General features: G+C 73.6%; 12 protein-coding genes and 1 pseudogene. 3 read left to right on the forward strand and 10 right to left on the reverse strand.

Features of this window, described 5'->3' with window-relative positions; translation table 11 throughout:
* Positions 1-25: 25 nt before the first annotated feature.
* Positions 26-1,018: a hypothetical protein gene (locus K4G22_RS08045; RefSeq protein WP_228079198.1), complete on the reverse strand. Its 993-nt coding sequence runs from the start codon at positions 1,016-1,018 to the stop codon at positions 26-28.
* Between the two features lie 291 nt (positions 1,019-1,309).
* Between K4G22_RS08045 and K4G22_RS08050 the strand changes: the two genes are divergently transcribed.
* The gene (locus K4G22_RS08050) at positions 1,310-3,067 is read left to right on the forward strand and encodes a glycoside hydrolase domain-containing protein (RefSeq protein WP_228079199.1); all 1,758 of its coding nucleotides are present in this window, start codon (positions 1,310-1,312) and stop codon (positions 3,065-3,067) included.
* A 59-nt stretch (positions 3,068-3,126) separates the two neighbouring features.
* Here K4G22_RS08050 and K4G22_RS08055 read toward each other — a convergent pair whose 3' ends face one another.
* From K4G22_RS08055 to K4G22_RS08095, 9 genes and pseudogenes are all read right to left on the reverse strand, one after another.
* On the reverse strand, positions 3,127-4,509 hold the full coding sequence (locus K4G22_RS08055; RefSeq protein ID WP_228079200.1) for an alkaline phosphatase family protein: 1,383 nt from the start codon (positions 4,507-4,509) through the stop codon (positions 3,127-3,129).
* Positions 4,510-4,528: 19 nt separating this feature from the next.
* On the reverse strand, positions 4,529-5,713 hold the full coding sequence (eboE, locus tag K4G22_RS08060; protein ID WP_228079201.1) for a metabolite traffic protein EboE: 1,185 nt from the start codon (positions 5,711-5,713) through the stop codon (positions 4,529-4,531).
* An 11-nt stretch (positions 5,714-5,724) separates the two neighbouring features.
* Positions 5,725-6,582 (reverse strand): TatD family hydrolase, encoded by an 858-nt coding sequence (locus K4G22_RS08065; RefSeq protein ID WP_228079202.1) that lies wholly within the window; start codon positions 6,580-6,582, stop codon positions 5,725-5,727.
* Positions 6,582-7,238, reverse strand: a complete 657-nt coding sequence (locus tag K4G22_RS08070) for an EboA domain-containing protein (protein ID WP_228079203.1) — start codon at positions 7,236-7,238, stop codon at positions 6,582-6,584. Before K4G22_RS08070 ends, K4G22_RS08065 begins: the two co-directional genes overlap by 1 nt.
* Positions 7,239-7,672: 434 nt before the next feature.
* Positions 7,673-8,548, reverse strand: a pseudogene (locus K4G22_RS08075) (sugar phosphate isomerase/epimerase family protein); the annotation flags it as partial.
* Entirely contained in the window at positions 8,545-9,408 is an 864-nt protein-coding gene (locus K4G22_RS08080; RefSeq protein WP_228079204.1) for an SCO3242 family prenyltransferase, read from the reverse strand. The gene K4G22_RS08080 and the pseudogene K4G22_RS08075, both read right to left, overlap by 4 nt.
* A complete protein-coding gene (locus tag K4G22_RS08085; RefSeq protein WP_425336785.1) occupies positions 9,405-12,677 on the reverse strand; it encodes a ThuA domain-containing protein in 3,273 nt (1,090 codons plus the stop codon). The genes K4G22_RS08080 and K4G22_RS08085 overlap by 4 nt, the downstream gene beginning before the upstream one ends.
* A 44-nt stretch (positions 12,678-12,721) precedes the next feature.
* Positions 12,722-15,148 (reverse strand): PQQ-dependent sugar dehydrogenase, encoded by a 2,427-nt coding sequence (locus K4G22_RS08090; protein ID WP_228079206.1) that lies wholly within the window; start codon positions 15,146-15,148, stop codon positions 12,722-12,724.
* Positions 15,149-15,456: 308 nt separating this feature from the next.
* On the reverse strand, positions 15,457-16,065 hold the full coding sequence (locus tag K4G22_RS08095) for a TetR/AcrR family transcriptional regulator (RefSeq protein WP_265590219.1): 609 nt from the start codon (positions 16,063-16,065) through the stop codon (positions 15,457-15,459).
* A 169-nt stretch (positions 16,066-16,234) separates the two neighbouring features.
* On the opposite strand from K4G22_RS08095, the gene K4G22_RS08100 reads away from it, so the two are divergent.
* Both K4G22_RS08100 and K4G22_RS08105 read left to right on the forward strand, forming a co-directional pair.
* Complete coding sequence (locus K4G22_RS08100; protein WP_228079207.1) at positions 16,235-18,775, forward strand: glycoside hydrolase family 3 protein; 2,541 nt, start codon at positions 16,235-16,237, stop codon at positions 18,773-18,775.
* Positions 18,776-18,946: 171 nt separating this feature from the next.
* Positions 18,947-20,365: a glycoside hydrolase family 30 protein gene (locus K4G22_RS08105; protein WP_228079208.1), complete on the forward strand. Its 1,419-nt coding sequence runs from the start codon at positions 18,947-18,949 to the stop codon at positions 20,363-20,365.
* The last annotated feature ends 62 nt before the right edge of the window (positions 20,366-20,427 follow it).

Genomic DNA, 20,427 nt, shown 5'->3' on the forward strand with positions numbered 1-20,427 from the left:
CCGAAGGCCCGGCCGGCGCGCCGTCTCAGTGGGCGGCGATGCGGAAGACGCCGATGTCGTCCCCGTAGACCCCCTCGCTGGGGACCGTCTGGTTGAGGGACGCCTCGACGCCGACCCAGCCGTGGAAGGTGCCCTCGTCGTCGATGATCTGGATCATCGGCTTGACATGCGAGTTGCCGGTGTAGCAGTGCTCGCCGCGGCCGTCCGCGAGCGAGGTGCGCCAGTGCCAGAGGGTGTCGCGGCGGTGGTTGGTCGCGGTGTTGGCCGGGGTGACGTAGTAGTCGGTGGCGCTGGCCGTCCGGCCGGCGAGGCACCGGCCGGAGCCGCAGACCGACCAGTCCCGCATCCAGAACGGGCTGCCGGAGCCGGTGTCGATGTGCGGGCTGGTGTTCTCGGCGCTCACCTTCCACAGGAAGTAGTCGTGGTCGAAGGCGGCGTGGTCGGCGGCGGCGACCGTGGCGGCCGAGGCCCGCGCGCTCCAGGCGGCGTTGCTGCCGTAACCGAAGCCGTGGGTGGCGCCGAAGCTGGAGCGCTCGAAGTCGAGGGTGGCCAGCGCCCCGTCGGCGGCCTCGGCGACGCGCCACTCCTCCCAGCCCTGGCCGCCGTCCCAGGTGATCCGCAGCAGGCCGGCGTCAAGGGTGTAGCTCCCGCTGAGCGACTGGGGCGCGCCGGTCGACTGGTAGCCGTGGGCGGTGCGGACCACACAGGAGCGGGTGGGGCAGCCGGCGGCCTCGACGCCGGTGGAGGAACGGGTCTCGCGGCGGCGCTGGGTCCAGTGCCAGTGGTCCTCGGTGACGGTGCCGTCGGCGGCGAGTTCGTAGGTGCCCAGGCGCACCCAGTTGGTGGTGGAGCCGGCGGCGAGACCGCCGACGGCGACGGCGAACCGTTCCTTGCCGCCGGGAAGTTCGGCGGTCGCCGGGTTCGCGGTGGCGGCCGGTGCGCCGAGGAGCCCGGCGAGGAGCAGGGCGACGGTGGCCAGGATCAGTTGGGCTGCCGGCAGGGGGCGGCGGCGGGGCATGCGTCCTCCGTCAGGCGTTTCGGGTGGCGTGGACCGTGCGTCGGGGTTCCGGGGTTCCGGGCAGGTTAGGTCCCCGCCGCCGTTCGCGGAGGCGAACGGACGGCGAACTCCGGGCGGAGATACGGCGGATGGGGGGCACGAGCTACATCGTCGGGCGGCGATACCTTCCGCCCAAAGTGGTGAGCATGTCAAAATCTTTCACCATCGCCGTACCCATCGCCGTACCCATCGCCATACACCAGCGGCGAGGGAAAGCTCCCCACCCCCACCCCCACCCCTCAGGGAGACTCCGTGCCACTCCCCCACCGCCGCCGCACCGGCCGGGCCAGGGCGCTCGTCCTGGCCGCGCTCGCCGGACTGACAGCCACCAGCCTGGGCGTCGCGCCCGCCACCGCCCTCGCCGAGAGCGACGGCGGCCATGTCCAACAGACCGTCACCTACCGGGGCTACCAGGTCGAGGTGCCCGCCGACTGGCGGGTGGTGAACCTCGACACCGACCCGTCCGCCTGCCTCCGCTTCGACGAACCGGCCGTCTACGTCGGCACCCCGGGCGACCAACAGGACTGCCCCGCGCGGGTCGTCGGTCGCACGGCGGGGCTGGTCGTCGAGCCGCTGGCCGAGGTCGCCGGCGAGCGGATCACCGCCCGCACCGCCGTCGGCCTCGCGAACGCGGCCGAGCGGGCCGTGTCCGAGGACGGCACCATCGAGATCGCCGTCGAGGAGGCCGGCGTTCTGGTGACGGCCGCCCACGCGCCGTCCGCCGAGCGGACCGTCAGGGACATCATCGGCCGGGCCACCCTCACCGGTGACGCCGAACCGGCCGCCGTGCCGGCGCCCGCCGAGGAGCGGGTCGGCGCCACCGCGGCCGGACCGCAGCCGGGCGACTTCCTCGGCCTCGGCTTCGACGCCTGCACGGCGCCCTCGCAGTCGGCCATGAACGCCTGGCGCGCCAGCTCCCCGTTCCAGGCGATCGGCGTCTACATCAGCGGCGCGACCCGTGGTTGCGCGCAGCCCAACCTCACCGCGAGCTGGGTGGACGCCCAGACGTCCGCCGGCTGGCACCTGATCCCGATCGACGTCGGGCGGCAGGCGCCGTGCACCAGTTACGCCAACCGCATCTCCACCGACCCGGCCACCGCCCACCAGCAGGGCGTGACCGCCGCGGGCGGATCGATCTCGGCCGCCGCCGCGCTCGGCATCCCGGCGGGCAGCGTGCTCTACAGCGATATCGAGGCGTACACCCCGGGCGGCAGCTGCACCACCAGCGTGCTCCACTACCTCTCCGGCTGGACGGAGGGGCTGCACGCGGGTGGCTATCTCTCCGGCGTCTACTCCAGCGCCGCCTCCGGCATCAGGGACGTGGCCAACGCCTACGACAACACCGCCTACACCCGGGTCGACCACATCTGGTTCGCCTGGTGGAACGGGCGCGCCGACACCGACACGGGACAGTACGCGCCGAACGAGTACTGGGCCGACCACCAGCGCATCCACCAGTACGTCGGCGAGGTGACGGAGACCCACGGCGGGGTCACCATCAACATCGACCGCAACTACCTGGACGTGGGCGCCGGCACCCCGCCGCCGGCCAGCTGCGGCGGGATCAACCTCAACTTCTCCGCCTACCCCGAGCTGGCCACGGGCGCCTCGGGCGCGGAGGTCTCGGCGGCGCAGTGCCTGCTGCGCTCGGCCGGCGTAGGGATGCCGGACGACACCCCGACCGGCGAGTTCGACGCCGCGACGGCCGCCGGCGTGGAGGCGTTCCAGAGCACGGTCGGGCTGCCGGTCGACGGCGTCGTGGACCGTGGCACCTGGACGGCGCTGCTGTCCGCCGGTTCGACGCCGCAGCTCCAGAACGGCTCCAGCGGCGAGGCGGTCAGCCGACTGCAACGCGCGCTGACCGCCGCGCTGGGCGACGCCCTGGCCATCGACGGCCAGTTCGGCCCCAACACCCTGGCGGCGGTGCGTAGTTACCAGGGCTCCCGGGATCTGGCCGCCGACGGCATCGTCGGCCCCCTCACCTGGGGCGCCCTCCAGTCCGGCCGCTAGCGCCGCGAACTCCCCCGCCGTCCCACCCCTCGCGGGACGGCGGGGTCCTCGTGTTCCGGTCAGGTCTTGTCGAGGCCGGCGAGGTGGAGGAGGAGGGCCTTGACGTCGGTGGCGGGGACCTCGTCGCCGGTGAGGGCCTCGGGGTCGGAGCAGATCAGGACGGGCTGGTCGCGGCGGTCGGTGGGGAGGCGGCCGTGGCTGCCGCGCACCTGGGCGCCGTCCAGGGGGATGACGTTCATGCGGTAGCGCAGGCCGACCTTCTTGCGGACCAGGGCGGCGCCGGCGCGGGCCTTGACCAGGCGGTCCTCCGGGTTGAAGAAGAGTTCGGCCGGGTCGTAGCCGGGTTTGCGGTGGATCTCCACGGTGGGCGCGAAGTCGGGGGCCACCGCGTCGTCCAGCCAGTAGTAGTAGGTGAACCACGCGTCGGGTTCGGCGACGGCGACCAGGTCGCCGGCGCGGGGGTGGTCGAGCCCCTGGGCGGCCTTGCCCTCGTCGTCGAGGAGTTCGGCGATGCCGGGCAGGCCGGTCAGCGCCTCGCGGGCGGGGGCCAGATCCTCGGGGCGGCGGACGTAGACATGCGCGATCTGGTGGTCGGCGACGGCGAAGGCACGGGAGACCCAGGGGTCGAGGTACTCCATGCCGGCCTGGGTGTGGACCTCGAGCAGGCCCGCCTCGCGCAGCCTGCGGTTGATGTGGACCTGGCGGCTGACGGGGGTGATGCCGTACTCGGAGAGGGCCAGCACCGTGGCGTCCTTCTCGCGCGCGGCGTCGAGCAACGGGCCGAGTTCCGCGTCGAGTTCGGCGGCGGCGGCGCGGGCCTGGGGGGAGTCGGGGCCGTAGCGCTGGAGGTCGTAGTCCAGATGCGGGAGGTAGACCAGGGTGAGGTCCGGCTCGCGGGTGGTGAGCACCCGGCGCGCGGCGTGCGCGATCCAGCGGGAGGAGTCGATGGCCGCGGTCGGCCCCCAGTAGGTGAAGAGGGGGAACTCGCCGAGCCGCGAGGTGAGTTCGTCGTGCAGCTCGGGGGGCCTCGTGTAGCAGTCGGGTTCCTTCTTGCCGTCGGCGTGGTAGATCGGCCGGGGCGTCACCGTGTAGTCGGTGTCGGCGCCCATGGCGTACCACCAGCAGATGTTGGCCACGGTGTAGTCCGGGTCGACCTTGCGGGCCGCGTCCCAGACCTTCTCACCGCCGACCAGCGCGTTGTGCTGGCGCCACAGCAGCACGTCGCCCAGCTCGCGGAAGTACCAGCCGTTGCCGACGATGCCGTGCCCCGACGGCGGTTCGCCGGTGAGGAAGGTGGCCTGGGCCGAGCAGGTGACGGCGGGCAGCACGGTGCCGAGGGGGGCCTGGGAGCCCCGGGCGGCGAGGGATCTCAGGGTCGGCATGTGGTCGAGCAGGGCCGGGGTGAGGCCGACGACGTCGATGACCACCAGGCGGCGGGTCATGGCAGCGGCTCCTTTCGTTTCACGGCAGCTCTGTGAGGCCGAGGGCGGTCAACATGTCCCGTGCCAGGGCCAGTTCGGCGGCGATGCCGTCGGCGAGCTGGTCGGCGTCGGTGGGGCGCAGGGCGGGCGGGAGCACCTGCCAGGTGTAGGTCTCCACCTCCAGGTGGTGGGTCAGCGGCCGGTCGCCGCCGACCAGCCGGGCAAGCGTCCGTTCCAGCACGGGAAGCGTGGTGGCCAGCGGTTCGGCCGGGGTGGCGTGCAGCGGGATGTGGTGGTGGACGCGCCAGGGGCCCGCCGCCGGGAGCGGGTGGACGCCGGCCAGCGCCTCGTCCAGGTCGTCGCGGGCGTCGACGGTGCCGTCCGCGCCGCGTTCCCTGGTCTGGTGGAGGAAGCGGTCCTCGACGAACTCGGCGAGGGCGGCGCGCACTTCGGGCCGCTCGGGGTGTTCGGCGTGCAGGGCGGCGGACAGCTGCGCCTTGACGACGGGCACCCGCTGCCCGGTGAGGCGGTCAAGGGCCTCGTCCGGGTCCTCGAAGGCGGTGGCCAGATGGCAGGTGTCGAGGCAGACGCCGACCCGGTGCGCGGGGGGCGCGTCGGGGCCGGTGAGGACGCGGGCCGCCTGCGCGGTGGTCTCGACGACGCAGCCGGGCTCGGGCTCAAGAGCGAGCCGCACGGAGCGCCCGGTGCGCTCGGCCAGCTCGTCCAACTCCCCGGCCAGCCGGTTGAGTTGGCTCATGGCGCGGGCGGCGTCGGTGGCGTCGTAGGGGGTGCGCCAGGCCAGCGGCAGGGTGGAGATGGTGCCGTCGGCGATGTCGTCGGGGAGCAGCCAGGCGAGCAGGGTGGCCAGTTGGCGGGTGTGTTCGCGGCGCTGGTCGGTGGTCCAGTCCGGCTGGTAGACGCGGTACTTGACCTTGGCGCCGCCGAAGCCCCGGTAGGGGAAGCCGTTGAGGGTGACAACCTCAAGGCCCTCGCGGCGGAGGGCGTCGGCGAGGGTGCGGCGGGCCGGCAGGTCGTCGCTGAGCGCGGCGACCACGTCGGCGGCCAGCCACAGGCCGATGCCGAGGCGTTCGCGGCCGAGCCGGCGGCGCACCGGGGCGCAGTGCGCGGAGAGTTGGGCGACGACCCCGTCGAGCGTCTCGGCGGGGTGCACGTTGGTGCAGTAGGCGAGGTGGACCAGTTCGCCGCTGGGGTGGCGGAAGCGCACCGGGTGTCCTCTCAGCCGTCGATCGGGGTGCCGCGCCGCAGCACGTTGCCGGCGTAGTCGTCGGCCTCGGGGCGTTCGCCGAGGTCGAGCCGCCCGGAGAGGGAGTAGAAGGCGACCGGGTTGCGCCACAGGACGAGGTCGACGTCGTCCTCGTCGAAGCCGTCGGCGAGCATGGCGTCGGCGACCTTGCGGGTCTTCAGCGGGTCGCTGTTGCCCCAGTCGGCCGCCGAGTTGACGAGCACCTTCTCGGGGCCGTACTCGCGCAGCAGCCGGACCATCCTCTCCTCGTCCATCTTGGTGTCCGGGTAGACGGAGAAGCCGAGCCAGCAGCCGCTGTCCTTGGCGGCCTTGACCGTGGTCTCGTTGAGGTGGTCGAGCAGCACCCGCTCGGTGGGCAGCGCCGAGGCGCGGACCGCGTCCACGGTGCGGGTGACGCCGGCGACCTTGTCGCGGTGCGGGGTGTGCACCAGGGCCGGTAGCTCGTGGTCGACGGCGAGTTGCAGCTGCGCGGCGAGCGCCTCGTCCTCGGCCGGCGTCATCGAGTCGTAGCCGATCTCGCCGACGGCGACCACGCTGTCCTTGCGGAGGTAGCGGTCCAGCTCGGCCAGGACGGGGACGCAGCGCGGGTCGTTGGCCTCCTTGGGGTTGAGGGCCAGCGCGCAGTGGTGGGCGATGCCGTACTGGGAGGCGCGGTAGGGCTCCCAGCCGAGGAGCGCGTCGAAGTAGTCGAGGAAGCTGCCGACGGAGGTGCGGGGCTGGCCGAGCCAGAACGACGGCTCGACCAGGGCCTGGACGCCCGAGTCCCGCATGGCGCGGTAGTCGTCGGTGGTGCGGGAGGTCATGTGGATATGCGGGTCGAAGATGCGCATCAGGACTCCTGGGGGTGCGGCGTCAGCGCGAGGGCGCGCGCGACGTCGTCGGGTACGGGGCGGCCGGCGGCTCGGCGTTCGGCGGCGAAGTCCTCAAGCATCCGGGCGAGTTCGGCGTCGGCGCGGTCGGTGAGGCCGGCGACGGCGGTGAGCGGGACCCCGGTGAAGACGCATTTGAGGACGGCGTGCCGCCACTGGTGCGCGTCGAGGTGGCGGGCGGCGTAGCGGCCGACGGCGGCGGCGATCAGCCGGTTGTCGTTGGCGCGCAGCGCGTCCTCGACGAGGGGGACGGCGTCGGCGCCGACCGGCAGCTGGGGCAGGGCGTGCAGCACGGCGCGGCGTTCGGCGGCGTCGCCCTGCTGGTAGAGGCGGGTGACGGTGGCGGCGTCGGGGGCGGCGGCGGTCAGCAGCAGGATCCGGGCGGCGTCGGCGGCCGGCAGCCCGGTGCCGGGCAGCGGCTCACGGCCGACGCGGCGGGCCGCGACGGCGAACGCGGCCTCCCGGTCGGCGCCCTCGTCGAGCGCGGCCTCCAGCCACTCGCCCGCCGCCGGCGCGAGGTGGTCGAGGAGCGCGGCACGCAACGCCTCGCCTGCCGGCGGGGCGACGCCATCGACGAGGCCGGCACGGGGGGAGTCGGGAGTGCTGGGGAACGGCATCAGACGACCTCCTGACGGGCGGTACCAGAAACGGCCTCCGGGCCGGAGGCGGACGCCCGGCCGGCGGCGGACGCCCGGCCGGCGGCTTCGCGGAGGGCGGCTTCTGGACCGGTGGCATCCGGGGCGGCGACCGGGGCGCCGGCCTCCGGGCCGGAGGCCGGGACGGAGGCCGGGACGGAGGCCGGGACGGCCGATTGACCCGCAAACGACGCCGAGCCGGCGGCGGACGCCGGCGCCTGGCCGGCGGCTGCGCGGACGGCGGACGCCTGGCCGGTGACCGGAGAGGCGGACGCCTGGCCGGCGGCCGGAGAGGCGGACGCCTGGCCGGCGGCCGGGGAGGCGGATTGTCCGCCAACGGACGCCGAGCCAACGGCCTCCGGGCCGGCGACCGGGCCAACGGACGCCGTGCCGGCGGCGTCCGGAACGCCACCCCCCGAACCGGCGGACGCCTGGGCGGCGGCGGCCAGCGTCGGGGCGAGGAACGCGTGGGATTCGGTGGCCAGTTGGGGGCCGGCGTGGGAGTGGCGTGGGAGCTCGACCGAGACCAGGCCCGCGTAGCCGGTGGCGACCAGCGCGGCGAGCACCGGGGGGAAGTCGATCTCGCCTTCGCCGAACGGGAGATGCTCGTGCACACCGCGCCGCATGTCCTCGATCTGCACATGGGCCAGCCAGGGCCCGGCGGCGGTGACGGCGTCGGTCACCGGCAGGGGTTCCAGGCACTGGCAGTGGCCGATGTCCAGGGTGAGCCGCAGCGCCTCGGGGCCGCCGAGCGCCCGGCGCAGCCGGTGGAAGCCCGCGATGTCCTGGAGCAGGTGGCCGGGTTCGGGTTCGACGGCGAGCGGGACGCCGGCCAGGTCGGCGGCCTCGATCAGCGGGGTGAAGGCGTCGGCCAGCCGCGCCCAGGCCACGTCGTCGGGGGTTCGCGGCGGTTGGTGGCCGCTGAAGCAGTGCAGCGCGGTGGCGCCGAGGTCGGCGGCGACCCGGGTGGCGTCGGTGAGCAGCCCGATCCGGCGGGCGCGGGCGGCCGGGTCGGGGTCGAGCAGGCTGGGCCCGTGCTTGGCGCGCGGGTCGAGGACGTAGCGGGCGCCGGTCTCCACCGCGACGGCCAGGCCGTGGCGGTCCAGCAGCTTCGCGACCTCGGCGGTGCGGCGGGCCAACTCGGGGGCGAGCGGGTCGAGATGCATATGGTCGAGGGTGAGCGCCACGCCCTGGTAGCCGAGGTCGGCGAGGAGGGCGAGGGCGTCGGCCAGTCGCAGGTCGGTGAGGCCGTTGGTGCCGTAGGCGAGCAGGGGCCCTGGCGGCGGGCTCATGTGGGGGTCACCTTCCTCGACAGCCGGCGGGTGGCGGCCAGCAGGGTGAGCAGCACGGGGACGGAGCGGCGGGCGCCGGCCCTGGCGGCGAGCCCGGCCTGGAGCGGCACCAGGGCCGCCAGGCCGTTGACCACGCCCTGCTTGGTGTGTTCGCCGGTGGGCTGCCGCGCGGCGCGGGCCAACGCGGGGGCGGCGGTGAGGAGATAGCTGGCGGCGCAGCCCTGCGCGGTGCCGGCGTCAGGACCGCCGGGGCGGGCCACGGCGGCGGCCACGCCGGCCGTGGTGGCGAGCGCGGCGAGCGGCGCGGCGCGCGAGCCGCCGTCCACCTCGTGCCGGGAGACATGGGTGACGGCGGTGGTGTGGGCGGCGAGCAGCGCGGCGGGGGGCAGCGCGGCGCGCGGCACCCGGCCGCTGGCGGCCGAGCCCATCAGCAGGTCGAGGCCCCGGGCGGCGCCCATGGCGACGGGGCCCGCCGGGGTGTGCTTGAGCCCCAGGTCATAGGCCCAGACGGTGGCGGCCAGGGCGGTGGCGGTGGCGAGTTGGGCCCGGTTGGCGGCGCCGGCCAGGGCGATCCCGGCGGCGGTGAGCCCCGCGGCGGCGCCGAAGGCGGCGGCGGGGTGGATCCGTCCCGAGGGGAGCGGGCGGTGCGGGCGGTCGCGCGCGTCCTCGGCCCGGTCGGCCCAGTCGTTGAGCGCCATGCCGGCCCAGTAGAGGCAGACCGAACTGCCCAGGGCGAGCGCCGCTTCGCGGTGTGGCACCCCGCCGGCGGAGGCGGCGCCGGCCAGGGTGTCCCCCGGCACGGTCAGCGCGGCCGGCCCGCGCACCAGCTCAAGCCAGGCGCGGGCGCTGCCGCCGGTCACGAGCGGCCGGCCAGCCGCTCGGCGAGCCCGAGCAGTTCGCGGTACTGCTCGGCCAGTCCTGGCGGTGGGGTGTCGGGGTCCTTGAAGAAGAAGCCGAGCCCCGGCACGGGGCCCGCCATCCCCGACGCGTGGGCGCGGGAGACGAGTCGGGCGAGGTCGAGGACGAGGGGTGCGGCGAGCGCCGAGTCGCAGCCCTGCCAGATGGTCTGGAGCACCATCCGGGTGCCGAGGAACCCGTCGAAGGCGATGTGGTCCCAGGCGGTCTTCCAGTCGCCGAGCGCCGGCACATGGTCGATATGGGTGGTGCCCTCGGGCGTTTCGCCGAGGTTGTCGGCCAACGCCCTGGCCTTGCCGGCGTTCTTGGCCGCCGCGGCCTGCGGGTCGGCGAGCGTGGCGCCGTCGCCGCCGCCGAGCAGGTTGCTGCCCGACCAGGCCCGCACGGCGAGCGCGCGCTGCGCGAACATCGGGGCGAGCACGGCGCGCAGCAGGGTCTGCCCGGTCTTGCCGTCGCGCCCGGCGTGCGGCAGGCCGGCGCGCGCGGCGCGTTCGGCGAGGCCGGGGGCGTGCATGCCGCTGGCGGGGGTGAAGTTGACATAGGAGCAGCCGGCCTCGATGGCCGCCGCCGCGTAGAGCGAGCTGGCCGGGGCGCGGGGTTCGTCGGCCGCCGGCACCGGTTCGGTGCTGGCCAGGTGGACGACGACGGTGCGGGCGAGGTCGTTGCGGCGTTGGAAGGTGCTGATGTCGGCGGCGAAGGCCGCGATCAGCTCCTGGTCGTCGCGGGGATCGTCCGCCTGGGGGCCGCCGGGGCGGATCTCGGCCTCGGCGCGGGTGAGGTCGTCGGCGACGGCGGCGGGCAGCCCGGGGGGCAACACCCCCGCCTCGGCGAGCTGTTCGGCGCGTTTCGGGAGAGGGGTGGGTGCGGTGTCGTGGCCACCGAACACCAGCCCGTCCAGCGGGGGCAGTACCGCCCCGGCGAACTCAGGGCCTGCGGTGACGAGTCCGGTGAAGGGGTGGAGGCCGGCGGCGATGGCGGCGTGGCCGGCCACCGTGGTGGTGGCGACCGAGCCACGGGCGCCGATCAGCCAGACTCCGACGCGCTCCTGGGGTGCTGTTGTCATGTCGCGGCTTTCTGTGCAGCTGCGGAAGGGAAGGGCGCGGGGCCCGGCCACGTGTGCGGCGTGGCCGGGCTCCGCGCGGGCGGGGGCCCCGGGGGGGGGGGGGGGGGGGCCCCCCGGGGGGCGCCCGGCGGCCCCGGGGGGGGGGGGGGCGGGGGCGGGGGGGGGGGGGCGGGGGGGGGGGGGGGGGGCGGGGTGGGGGGGGGGGGGGGGGGGGGGGGGGGGGGGGGGGGTGGGGGTCAGCTCCTGCACTCGGACGTCGCGGAACTGCACGGTGTCGGCGTCGCCGTGGTTCTGGAGTCCGATGTGTCCCGCAAGGCTACGGCCCTCGTAGGTGTTGGTGAAGTCGTTGATCAGCACCTCGTTGAGGAAGATCTGGAGACGGTCGCCCTCGACCCGCAGCTCGTAGGTGTTCCACTCGCCGTTGGGGTTCAGCGCGGCGTCCCTGGCCTCGATGTCGGCCGACTGGAAGGTGTAGACGGCACCCGTCGTCCGCTCCGGCGCGTCGGTGTCGTCGATCTGGATCTCGAAGCCCTGGTTCACGGCGTCCCAGGGGTCGTCGCTGACGGGGGCGCCCACGAAGATCCCGGAGTTGGAGTCGCCCTCCTGGCGCCAGTCAAGCACCAGCGAGTAGTCCGTGTACGCCTTCGCCTCGTAGTAGAAGAGGCCCATCCCGCCGACGCTGGTGAGGGTGCCCTCCTCCTCGTCGAGCACGAACTCACCGGGCCCTGCCTGCGTCCAGCCCTCGGTGCCCGAGCCGTCGAAGATCGGGGTGTAGTCGGCCGCGGGGGCCAGTTCCTGGACGCTGATGTCGCGGAACTGGACGGTGTCCTCGTTGCCGTGGTTCTGGATCCCGATGTGGCCGGCGAGGGTGCGGGCCTCGTCGGTGTTGGTGAAGTCGTTGATCAGGGTGTCGTTGAGGAAGATCTGGAGACGGTCGCCCTCGACCCGCAGCTCGTAGGTGTTCCACTCGCCGTTGGGGTTCAGCGCGGCGTCCCTGGCCTCGATGTCGGCCGACTGGAAGCCGTAGACGGCGCCCGTCGTCCGGTCGGGCTCGTCGGTGTCGTCGATCTGGATCTCGTAGCCCTGGTTGACGGCGTCCATCGGGTCGTCGCTGACGGGGGCGCCCACGAAGATCCCGGAGTTGGAGTCGCCCTCCTGGCGCCAGTCAAGCACCAGCGAGAAGTCGGTGTACTCCTGGGCCTCGTAGTAGAAGAGGCCCATCCCGCCGACGCTGGTGAGGGTGCCCTCCTCCTCGTCGAGCACGAACTCACCGGGCCCTGCCTGCGTCCAGCCCTCGGTGCCCGAGCCGTCGAAGATCGGGGTGCGGCCCGGGTCCGGGTCCTCGCCGCCGTCGACGGAGCAGTCCGCGTCGGTCTGGCCGGCGGCGTACTGGATGCCGCCCAGCAGGTGCTGCCGGAAGTCCGGCTCGGCGAAGGACTCGATGGTGTGGCCGCCGCCGGTGTAGAACGCGAGGCCGCCGTCGTACTCCTTGCACCAGGCGATCGGGTGGTCGCCCTCCATGTTGCCGCCCTCGTAGCTGGACTCGTCGAGCGAGGCCAGTACGCGGGAGGTCTCCCGGGGGTTGGTGCGGTAGTTGTACCACTCGTCGGTCCGGTCCCAGGTGTCGCCCAGGTGGGCGGTCGCCGGGTGGTCGTGGTCCTCGACGTTGATCGTGGCTTCCTGGATGTGCGGGTGCGAGTCGAAGAGCGCGCCGGCCAGGCCGTCGTACCACGCCCAGTCGTACTCGGTGTCGGCCGCGGCGTGGACGCCGACGTAGCCGCCGCCGCTCTGGATGTAGCCCTCGAACGCGGCCTGTTGGGTGTCGTCGAGGACATCGCCCGTGGTGGAGAGGAAGATCACCGCCTCGTACTGGGCGAGGTTCTCCTCGGTGAACTCGGCCGAGTCCTCGGTGGCGGTCACCGAGAAGTCGTTCTCGGCACCGAGTTGGGTGATGGTCTCGATGCCGGTCTCGATCGAGTCGTGCCGGAATCCCGCGGTCTTGGAGAAGACCAGCACGTCGAAGGGGTCGGCCGCGATCGCGGTGCCGCCGTCGGCCGTCGCGCCGGCGTCGGTCGACGCGCTGGCGGCGACCGCGGGCAGCGCCGCGGCGGCGAGCAGGCCGCCGGCCGCGAGATAGCCGATCCGTCTCATCCGGGTTGTGGGGGTGGTGCGGGTGGTCACTTCACGCATGGTGATCACTCCTCACTGCTGGTGCTGAAGGTGAAGTCGTCCAGGTGGAACGGGCCTCCGCTGAACACGAGATGGAGGGTCACGGTCCCGGCCGGCTGGCCGGACAGCGCGGTGCTGACGTCCTCGTAGCTGTCGAGGCCGCCGGTGTCGCCCACCTCGACGGTGCCGAGGAGTTCGCCGTCCGGCGCGTCCGCGCGGACCTCGATGGTGCCGCTGCCGCCCTCGGAGGCGACGCGTGCGGTGAAGTCCTGGGCGTTGCTGAGCAGATAGGGCTCGAAGGAGATCCAGCCGCCGTCCGTCACCGCGGCGACGCTGCCGCCGTGGGCCCCCGGCGCGGTCGCCGACTGGACGCCCTCGGCGTCGCCGAAGTGCTCGGCCTGCCGCTGCTTGGTCTGGGAGACGACCTGGTCGCTCCCGGTCAGCGGCGGGGCGTCACCGGCGCCCGAGTCGACGTACTCGGCGTTCCAGACCCCGAAGATGTTGGCGTTGGGGTCGTGTTCGCCGTCGGCGAGGGTCTGGAGGGTGCCGGAGCAGCCGGTGGTCGAGGTCTGCGGGTGGCCGTGCGAGTCGTGGCCCAGGATGAAGGTCACGGTGACGTTGTCGCAGTTGATCTCGGCGTCCTCGGCGTCGGTGACCTCCACCTCGAAGGGCACGGCTTCGCCGAAGTCGACCAGGGCGCCGTCACCCGGCAGCACGATGTTGACCTCGGGGGCGCTGTTGCCGACGGCGATCCGCACGGAGGCGCCACCGGTGGCTCCCGACGGGTTGGTCACCGTCAGTTCGGCGGTGAAGGTGCCGGTGTCCGTGTAGGTGTGGGTCGGGTTCGCCTCGTCCGATGTGGCGCCGTCGCCGAAGTCCCAGGCGTAGCTGAGTTCGGCGCCGCCCGGGTCGCGGCTGCCCTCGGAGCTGAAGCCGACCTCCAGCGGGGCCGGTCCCGAGCTCACGTCGGCCGATGCCTCGGCGATGGGCGACTGGACGCCGCTGGTGTACTCGATGCGGTAGAGGGCGCTGTTCTCGTCGCCCGAGAACCAGCCGAGCCCGTAGTCGAGGACGTAGAGCGCGCCGTCGGGGCCGAAGGCGCTGTCCATGACCTGGGTGCCTTCCCAGAGGAAGTCGTGGATGCCGTCGACGCCGCCGCCGGCGTCCAGCTCGATGGCCTTGATCCACTGGCGGCCGAACTCGGTGGCGAAGAACGTGCCGTCCATGGACTCGGGGAACTTGACGGCCGAGTCGAGGTCCGGGTCGTAGTTGTAGACCGGGCCCGCCATGGGCGATTCGGAGCCGCCGCCGAACTCGGGGACGGAGGTGCCGTCGTAGGGTATCCACGCGGGCTGGGCCGGCGGCACCTCGGCGAGGCCCGTGTTGTTGCGCGAGTCGTTGACCGGCGCCGAGCAGTCGAAGGTGCTGCCCGAGGTGCCGCTGCCGAAGTCGTAGTCGACATAGGGCTCGTTGTCGCCCACGCAGTAGGGCCAGCCGAAGTTGCCCGGCTCGGTGATGCGGTTGAACTCCACCAGGCCGCCGGGGCCGCGGCCCGGGTCGGCGGAGCCGGCGTCGGGTCCGTAGTCGCCGACGTAGACGACGCCGGTGGCCTTGTCCACGCTCATCCGGAACGGGTTGCGGAAGCCCATCGCGTAGATCTCGTCGCGGGCGCCCTCGGTGCCGGGCGCGAAGAGGTTGCCCGACGGGATGGTGTAGCTGCCGTCGTCCTCGACATGGATGCGCAGGACCTTGCCCCGCAGGTCGTTGGTGTTGCCCGAGGAGCGCCTGGCGTCGAACGCCGGGTTGCGGTTGTCCCGGTCGTCGATCGGCGTGTAGCCGTCGGACGCGAACGGGTTGGTGTCGTCGCCCGTGGAGAGATAGAGGTTGCCCTCGGCGTCGAAGTCGATGTCACCGCCGACGTGGCAGCACTGGCCCCGGCTGGCGGCGACGTCGAGGATCTCGACCTCGCTGCCGCTGTCGAGGGTGCCGTCCTCGTTCAACACGAAACGGGAGAGCCGGTTGACGCCGTCGTAGGGCGCGAAGTCCTCCGGGGTGCCCTCGGCCGGCGAGTCGCCGCCCGGGGTGTCCAACGGCGGTGCGTAGTACAGGTAGACGAAACGGTTGTCCTCGAAGTCCGGGTCGACCCCGATGCCTTGGAGGCCCTCCTCGTCATGGCTGTAGACCGGCACCTGACCGGCCACCTTGGTGGAGCCGTTCGCGTCGGTGAGCCGGACGGTGCCGTCCCTCGACGTGTGCAGCACCGAGGTGTCCGGCAGCACGGCGAGCGTCATGGGCTCGCCCATCTCGGCCTCGCCCTTGGCGAGCGTGACCTGCTGGAACTCCTCCAGCGGTGGGGGGGCGGCCGTGGCCGCCTGCTGGCTGACGACCGTACCCACGGCGGCGAGCGAGAGGCCCGCCACTGCCGCGAGTGCGGCTCTGAATCTCCTGTGCACGAGCGTTCCTCCGTAAGAGCGCACGGGGGTGGGGGTGAAGCTGTCGCACAGGCGCGCGCCGTCGCGCCATGGTGAACGGAGTGGACGTCAGATGAGGGGGACGCCCGCTCTGTTCGGACTGTTCGGAATTGACTGGTACACCACAGGGAAGGTAACGACTTTCCCCCGAACTGGAAACCCCTTTGAAACAAGCTGTGCCAACTTCATCCTCCAACCGGACAAAGTGAGCGCGCCGAACTACGCACGCCGTCCCGCCCAGCGGTGTGCGTCGGCCATGGCCCCCTCGCGGTGCCGATCCCGGGTGCCGCTCACTCCTCGGGCGGCAGCGGCACCCCGATCAGGGCGGTGATCACCCGGTCGGTGGCCCGGGCCATGTCCACGGTGCTTTGGTCGAGCAGCCACTGCACCTGGAGGCCGTCCATCACCGCGATGATCGCGCTGGCCAGCTCGGGCAGCTCCCGCGTCGGCGGCAACTCGCCGACCTCGGCCGCCTCTTCGAGCGCCGTGATCACCATCGCGCGCAGCCCCTCGTAGCGGCTGCGGAAGTACTCCTGCGCCGGATGCCCCTCGGTGACGCTCTCCGCCGAAAGCACCGTGTAGAGCCGGACGATGCCCTCCCGCTCGGCGTTCCGGCGCGCCGTGGCCACCAGGTGCCGCAGCAGGCCGAGGCCGTGCGGGCGGCCGTCGCCGAGCGCGTCGATATCGGACTTGTCCCGCAGCTCCAACACCCCGGTCAGCAGTCCCGCCTTGGTGCGGAAGTGGTGCAGGACGCCGGCCTGGGTGAGCCCGGACCGCTCGGCGATCTCGGCGAGCGAGGCGTTGTGGTAGCCACGGGTCGCGAAGGTCTCCATGGCGATGCGCAGAATCTCGTCACGCCGCCGGGCACCTACCGGACGTGGCGGCGCTGCTTCGGGCATGACCGCTCCTACCTTCGGCTTCGTCGGGTGGCAGTGTACGGCCGACCACGCGGGGGTCCGCCAGGTTCCGGAACCACGGGCCTCGGTTCCGGAACCGCGACCCGGCCCTTACTAAGTACTCAGTCAGTCTGCTTTCATCCTTCCGTACCGCCCGCTCGAAAGGAACCCCATGCCCACTCCGCCCGCGTCCGCCGCCGACGACGCCGGCCAGGACCGACGGCCCAGGGACCGGGATGACGCCGAGCTGGTGGCCCGGGTCCGCGCGCTGGACGTCGCCGCCAAGGTCCGCCTGCTCACCGGCGCCGCGCTCTGGTCGACCGGCGCCGAACCCCGTCTCGGCCTGCTGCCCGTGGTGCTCTCGGACGGCCCGCAGGGGGTGCGCGGCATCGGCGACGTGCCGGACGCCACCGGGCTGCTGGCGCCGGCGCCCAGTGCGGTCGCGGCGAGCTGGGATCCCGAACTCGCCGAGCGCCTCGGCGAGTTGTTCGCCGCCGAGGCCAGGCGCAAGGGCGTGGACGTGCTGCTCGCCCCGGCGGTCAACCTCCAGCGCACCCCCGTCGCCGGCCGGCACTTCGAGTACTTCGCCGAGGACCCGCTGCTCACCGCCGCCGTCGCCGGCGGTCTGGTCAGGGGCCTCCAGCGGCACGGCGTCGCCGGCTGCCTCAAGCACTATGTGGCCAACGACTCCGAGACCGAGCGCACCGCCTACCGCGCCCAGGTCGACCAGCGGACCCTGCGCGAGGTGTATCTGGCGCCGTTCGAGGCGGTGTTGGCCGAGTCCGACGCCTGGAGCGTGATGTCCGCCTACTCGGGCGTGGACGACGGCGAACTGTCGGCGCCCATGGGCGAGCACACCGGGCTCCTCCGGGGGGTGCTCAAGGACGAATGGGGCTTCGACGGCCCGGTGATCAGCGACTGGGCCGCCACGCGCAGCACCGTGCCCAGCGCGCTGGGCGGCCTCGACCTGGTGATGCCGGGGCCCGGCGGCCCCTGGGGCGACGCGCTGGTCGCCGCCGTCGAGGCGGGCGAGGTCCCCGAGTCGGTGGTGGACGACAAGGTGCTTCGCCTGCTGTGGCTGGCCGGCCGGGTGGGCCGGCTGGTCGCGCCCTGGGACCCGGACGAGGAGGCCCCCGAACCGCGTCCGGCGACCGGCGGCGCGCCCACCGAGCGGGAGTTCGCGCTGCTGCGCTCCGTGGCCGCCCGGGGCACGGTGCTGCTGCGCGACACCGAGGGGCTGCTTCCCCTCGACGGCGCGAGCCTCTCCCGGGTGGCGCTGATCGGGCCGAACGCGGTGCGGCCCTACTTCCAGGGCGGCGGCAGCGCCTTCGTGCCGCCCAACCGGCTGGTGGGCTATGCCGAGGGGCTGCGCGCCGCGCTGCCCGAAGCGCGGGTCACCGTGGCGCGTGGCGGCGACGCGCGCCGCCACGCGCCGTTTGTCGACCCGGAGTCGCTCGTCCTGCGCGCCGAGTTCCTGGACACGGAGGGCCACTTCCTCGGCGCCGAGGAACTCGACACGGGCGATCTGACCGACTACCGCTCCTTCCCCGCCGAAACCCACCGGGTGCTGCTGCGCGGCACGGTGACGCTCACCGAGCCCGGCCGCCACCAGCTGGAGATCGGCACCATGGGCCGGTTCGCCGTCCGGGTGGCGGACGACGAGGTCGCCACCGGGGACGACGACCGGGGCGTGGGCCTGGTGTTGGACTCCAGCCACAGCCATCCCCCGGGCCACACCGTGGAGTTGACGGTGGGCGAGAGCCCGCGCGCGGTGCCGCTGGAGATCGACCTGACGGTGGTGGACGCCGGCGGCTACGGCCGGATCGTCACCTGCCATCTGCGCCATCTGCGGCCCGGGGCCGGCGCCGACGAGGAGATCGCCGAGGCGGTCGCCGCCGCCCGGGCCGCCGAGGTGGCGGTGGTCGTGGTGGGCACCAACGAGGAGGTCGAGTCCGAGGGTTGGGACCGGTCCACGCTGGCGCTGCCGGGCCGGCAGGACGAGTTGGTGCGCCGGGTCGCGGCGGCCAACCCGAGGACGGTGGTGGTGGTCAACGCGGGCGCCCCCGTGCTGCTGCCCTGGGCCGACGAGGTGGGGGCCCTGCTCTGGGGCTGGCTGCCGGGGCAGGAGGCGGGCCACGCGCTGGCCGATGTGCTGCTCGGCCGGGCGGAGCCCACCGGACGGCTGCCCTTCACGCTGCCGGCGCGCGCCGACGACGTCCCGGTGCCGCACGCCGTCCCCGAGGCCGGCCTGGTCCGCTACGCCGAGGGCCGGGACGTGGGCTACCGGGGCTGGGACCGCGCCGGGCGCGAGCCGGCGTTCCCCTTCGGCCACGGCCTCGGCTTCGGCGCCTGGTCCTACGAGTCCGTCGAGGTCGACACCGACGACCTCCCGGAGGGCCGCGACCTCACGGTCAAGGTCGCGGTGCGCAACACGTCGGGCCGCGACGCCAGGGAGGTGGTCCAGGTGTATCTGGCCCCGCCGCCCGGCGAGGACGGCCGGCCGCTGCGGGCGCTGGCCGGCTCGGCCGTGCTCGCGGTGGCCGCTGGCGGCGGCGGCACGGCCACGGTGACCGTGCCGGCGCGGGCGTTCCAGGTGTGGAGCCGGCGGAAGGCCGACTGGCGTACCCCGCCCGGACGTTGCCAGCTGCTCGTCGGCCGCTCCAGCCGGGACATCCGGCTGACCCGGGAGGTGCGTGTGGGCACCACCGGCTGACCCCACGGCGTCCGTGCCGCGCGCGCCCGCTCGCGCGCGGCACGGCGGATCGACCCCGCCCGCGGGATGTCATGGGCATGCCTACAACGGCCAGGCCCGGCGCTCCCCGCGGCCGGGCCCGGAACTCCCCTTCTCGACGAAGAGAAACCCCCCACTCAAGGGAGCCGCAGCATGAGAGAACGCACCGCACTCCGCACCGCCCTGCTGGGCGTCAGCGCCGCCGCGCTGGTCGCCGGCGGGCTCGGCCTGACCGCCGGCACCTCGCAGGCCGCGCCCACCAGCGCCGAGGTGTGGCTGACCACATCCGACGGCCAGTCCCGGCTGGCCGCCCAGGGCGAGGTCGCCTTCGACGGGCAGCCGCAGTCCACCGACATCCAGGTGGACACGGGCCAGCGCCACCAGTCGTTCAGCGGCGCCGGCGCCTCCGTCACCGAGGCGTCCGCCCATCTGATCCAGGGCCTCCCCCAGGGCGAGCGCGACGCGCTGCTCGACGCCCTCTTCACCACCGAGGGCGACGGCATCGGGCTCAGCTATCTGCGCCAGCCGCTGGGCAGCACCGACTTCAACTCCGGCGGCTTCTACACCTACGAGGACACCCCGGGGCAGTTCTCCATCGACCGGGACCGGCAGGAGATCATCCCGGTGGTGCGGGACGCGCTGAACCGCAACCCGGACATCCGGCTGATGGGCAGCCCCTGGTCACCCCCGGCCTGGATGAAGTCGGGCAACTCCCTCAACGGCGGCGGCCTGCTGCCCGAGCACTACGGGACCTACGCCGACTACCTGGTGAACGCCGTCCAGGCGTACGCGGCCGAGGGCATCGAGCTGCATGACCTCACCGCGCAGAACGAGCCGCTGTTCGCGACGAGTTACCCGTCCACCTCCATGAGCGCGTCCGAACAGGCCGCGTTCTTCCGGGTGTTGGACGAGGCCCTCACCGAGGCGGGGCTGCCGACCAGCCTCTTCGCCTACGACCACAACTGGGACGAGCCGGGCTACCCCCTTCAGGTCCTCGCCGCCACCTCCGACATCGACCGGGTGGCGGGCGCCGCGTTCCACTGCTACGGCGGGCAGCCCGAGGCCCAGGGCCAGCTGGTCGACGCGGGTGAGCGGGTGTACTTCACCGAGTGCTCGGGGACCGACAGCGACAACCAGGCCAACACCTTCTCCGACACCCTGCGCTGGCAGGCCGAGAACCTGGTGGTGCGGAACATGCGCCACGGCGGCGAGACCGTGATCACCTGGAACCTCGCCCTGGACCAGAACGGCGGCCCGCACCAGGGCCACTGCGACGACCGCTGCAACGGCGTCGTCGAGATCGCCGGCGACCAGGTGAACAGGGGCGCCGAGTTCTATGTGCTGGGCCACCTCACCAAGTTCACCGACCCGGGCGCCCAGCGGGTCTCCTCGTCGAGCGAGGGCCCCGGCGGGCTCCAGAACGTGGTCTTCGAGAACGGCGACGGCACCCGGGTCGCCTATGTGGTGAACGCCTCCGGCGGTGAGCGGACCTTCTCCATCACGGAGGACGGTGGCTCGCTGAACTACACCCTGCCGGCCGGCGCGGTCGCCACCTTCACCTGGACGGCGTAGGCCCACCAGGCCCCACCACCCGGGTCACCTCCTGGTTCGCCCCGCCCTGCGTTTCGCCTCCC

The sequence above is a fragment of the Streptomyces profundus genome (genome assembly GCF_020740535.1).
Classification (GTDB): Bacteria; Actinomycetota; Actinomycetes; order Streptomycetales; family Streptomycetaceae; genus Streptomyces; species Streptomyces profundus.